The sequence below is a fragment of the Streptomyces swartbergensis genome, from assembly GCF_002148965.1.
Lineage (GTDB): Bacteria > Actinomycetota > Actinomycetes > Streptomycetales > Streptomycetaceae > Streptomyces > Streptomyces swartbergensis.
This window is the reverse complement of record NZ_NGFN01000564.1, coordinates 1-3,063: the sequence shown is the minus strand read 5'-3', so window position 1 is coordinate 3,063 and position 3,063 is coordinate 1. Positions and strand designations below refer to the sequence as shown.

Here is a 3,063-nt window from a genome sequence, read left to right as displayed (position 1 = left end):
AAGCTGGAGTCCGGCCGGAAGGCGCGATAGGGCGGGGGGAAGGGCCCGGCACCGTACGGCACCGGGCCCGCAAGCTGTGGGGCGGGTCAGAGTGTCGACGCCGCCGAGGCGATGGCGGAGGCGAACGTCGAGACCTCCGTGTAGACGCCGGGGGCCTCGGGCCGGGCGCAGCCCTCACCCCAGCTGACGATGCCGACCTGGATCCAGGCGCCGGCGTTGTCCTTGCGGAACATGGGGCCGCCGGAGTCGCCCTGGCAGGTGTCGACACCGCCCGCGTCGAAGCCGGCGCAGATCTCCTCGTTCGCGACGAGGCCGCTGTACTGGCCGCCGTAGGCCTTGCAGGCGGCGTCGCCGACGAACGGCACGGTCGCCTTCAGCAGGTAGCGCTGCTGGGAGCCGCCCTCACGGTTCGCGCCCCAGCCGGCGACGGTGAAGTCACCGGTGTTGTACTGCGCGGTGGTGGCGATCTTCAGGGTCGGCAGGTTGATGGGCTGGGCGAGCTTGATGAGCGCCCAGTCCTTGCCGGTGCCGTTGTAGCCGGGGGCGCGCAGCACCTTGGTGGAGCGGACCTGCACGCGGCCACTGGTGGACTGCAGGTCGACGACCCCCGCGGTGGCGGTGATGCCGGTGTTGTTGCCGGAGCTGCCCACGCAGTGCGCGGCCGTGAGCACGATCTGCTGGGTGTAGAGCGCGCCGCCGCAGCCCATGGAGAGCCGGACCATGAACGGGAACTCGCCCTGCGCGGCCCGCGTCCCACCGACGACGGGCGACGGGGCGGCCTGCGCGGCGGAGACGGGCTGAAGGCTGGCGATCGCGAGCGCGGCGGCTCCGAGGGCCGCGCATCTCTTGAGGGCCGTGAGAAGTCTCTTCAACGTGATGCCTTCCGTGGGGGGTTGACTGGGGAGGTGCAACCGAAGCATCCAATTGACGGGCACATGACAGCAACAAGGGCAAAAAGAAACGTCCATGTGCTGGCATGGACTGGTCAAAATTGTGCTGCTGGATTATGAGAACGCCGCCGGTCCTTCCACAAGGGGTGCGATTCGGCCAGTCCGGCCCGGCGGTACGCCGCCGGGCCGGCCGCGCGGACTCACGCGTTCCTGATCGCAGAGATGTCGAAGTTGAGCTTGATCTTGTCGGAGACCAGGACGCCACCGGTCTCCAGGGCCGCGTTCCAGGTCAGGCCCCACTCGGAGCGCAGGATCTCCGCCTTGCCCTCGAAGCCGACGCGCTCGTTGCCGAAGGGGTCCTTCGCGGCGCCGTTGAACTCGAGGTCGATGGTCAGGGGGCGGGTCGTGCCGAGGATCGTCAGGTCGCCGGTGATGCGGTAGTCGTCGCCGCCGAGGGACTCCGCCTTCGTGGAGCGGAACGTCATGGTCGGGAACTCGTCCGCCTTGAAGAAGTCCGCGCTCTTGAGGTGGCCGTCGCGGTCGGCGTTGCCCGTCTCGATGCTGTCCATCACGACGTCCAGGGAGGCCGTGGACAGGGAGGGGTCGGTGCCGTCGAGGTGGAGCGTGCCCGTGAAGTCCTGGAAGCTGCCCTTGACGTTGGTGACCATGGCGTGCCGGGCGACGAAGCCGAGCGTCGAGTGCGCGGGGTCGATCGTGTAGTCGCCGGTCAGGGCGGCCAGGTCCGGGCGCACGGCGTCGGTCGTGACGGTCTCGGTGTCCTTGCGGCTGAAGATGCTCATGAGGTACGCCTCCTGCGGTGAATGTTGAACGTTGAACTATGTAACACGACCCACCGTAGACCTATTCCCGTTCAACTTTCAACATCATTGGCGGGCGGGTCACGATTGGGCCCGCGGCGCGAGTGGTACCCGGTGATCATGACCTCGGTCGCGGTCCTGGTCGAGCTGTTGCGGAGCAGCACGTCGGGCGGCCATGTGAAGTGCTGGGAGCGTTTCGCGGAGAGCGCCGCCCGCCTCCCGGAACGACTGCCCGACGGCGCCCGGTCCGGCCTCGACCTGACCGTCTACTTCCTCGGCGAGCGCGACCGGGTCGACGTCCTCTCGCCGCGCGTGCGCATCGTCACGCTCCGCCCCGTGCTCGGTACGGCCGCCCTGACCTCGGCCGACGGCGCCGAGGACGTCACCGACCTCGCCCCCTACCACCCCCGGCTCGCGGCCCTGCTCCCGCGCCACGACGTCTGGCACCTCACCCACTGCTTCGCCTACGCCACCACCGCCGTCCGCCTCGCCCGCAGATCCGGCCCGGCGCCCCGGCTGCTCGCCTCCGTGCACACCGACGTCCCGCTGCTGGCCTCGGTCTACGCCCGCTACCTGGCCGGCCGGTGGCTGCCCGGCGACCACCCGGCGCCGGGCGAGTTCCTCGCGGACCTGGCCGAGAGCCGGTTGCGCCGACGGCGGGACCGGCTCCTCGACTGCTGCGAACGCGTGCTGGTGCCGACCCCCGCCGAGCGGGCCGAACTCGCCCGCGCCCTCGGACCGCACCGGGTCGCCCTGCTGCGCCGCGGCATCGACCACCGGCGCTTCCGCCCCGACCCCGGCGCCCGCACCCGGCTCGGTCGCGAGTACGGCATCCCGGCCGACCGTCCGCTGGTGCTGTTCGCGGGACGGCTGGACGCGACCAAGGGCCTGCCGCTGCTGACCGAGAGCGTGCGGCTGCTGCGTGAGCGCGGCCGGGCCGTGCACCTCGTCCTGGCCGGCTCCGGCGCGGAGGCCGGGCCCGTCCGGCACACCCTCGGCGCCGACGTCAGCCTCCTCGGCCCGCTCCCGCAGGAGCGGCTGGCCCGGGTGTACGCCGGCTGTGACGTCTTCGCGTTCCCCTCCCGCACGGAGACCTGCGGCAACGTCGTCGCCGAGGCGATGGCGAGCGGCCTGGCGGTCGTGCTGCCCGAGGGCGCGCGCACCACGCAGTGGCTGACCGCACCGGGCCGGGACGGCATCGTCGTGCGCCACGACGACCCGGGGGAGTGGGCGGACGCCCTCGGCACGCTCCTCGACCGCCCCCGCCTGCTCTCGGCGGTACGCCACCACGCGATCACCACGGCCCGCGCCACCCACCCAACCTGGGACCGCGTCCTGACGGACGACCTCCTTCC

Annotated in this window: 3 protein-coding genes; 1 reads left to right on the top strand and 2 read right to left on the bottom strand. The window is 71.6% G+C overall.

What is annotated here, in order from left to right; genetic code table 11:
- Positions 1 to 86: 86 nt before the first annotated feature.
- Complete coding sequence (locus CA983_RS42080) at positions 87 to 872, bottom strand: S1 family peptidase (protein WP_086605908.1); 786 nt, start codon at positions 870 to 872, stop codon at positions 87 to 89.
- Between the two features lie 218 nt (positions 873 to 1,090).
- Entirely contained in the window at positions 1,091 to 1,690 is a 600-nt protein-coding gene (locus CA983_RS42075) for a YceI family protein (protein WP_086605907.1), read from the bottom strand.
- 138 nt (positions 1,691 to 1,828) lie between these two features.
- Between CA983_RS42075 and CA983_RS42070 the strand changes: the two genes are divergently transcribed.
- On the top strand, positions 1,829 to 3,063 hold a 1,235-nt coding region (locus CA983_RS42070; protein WP_086605909.1), incomplete at its 3' end, for a glycosyltransferase.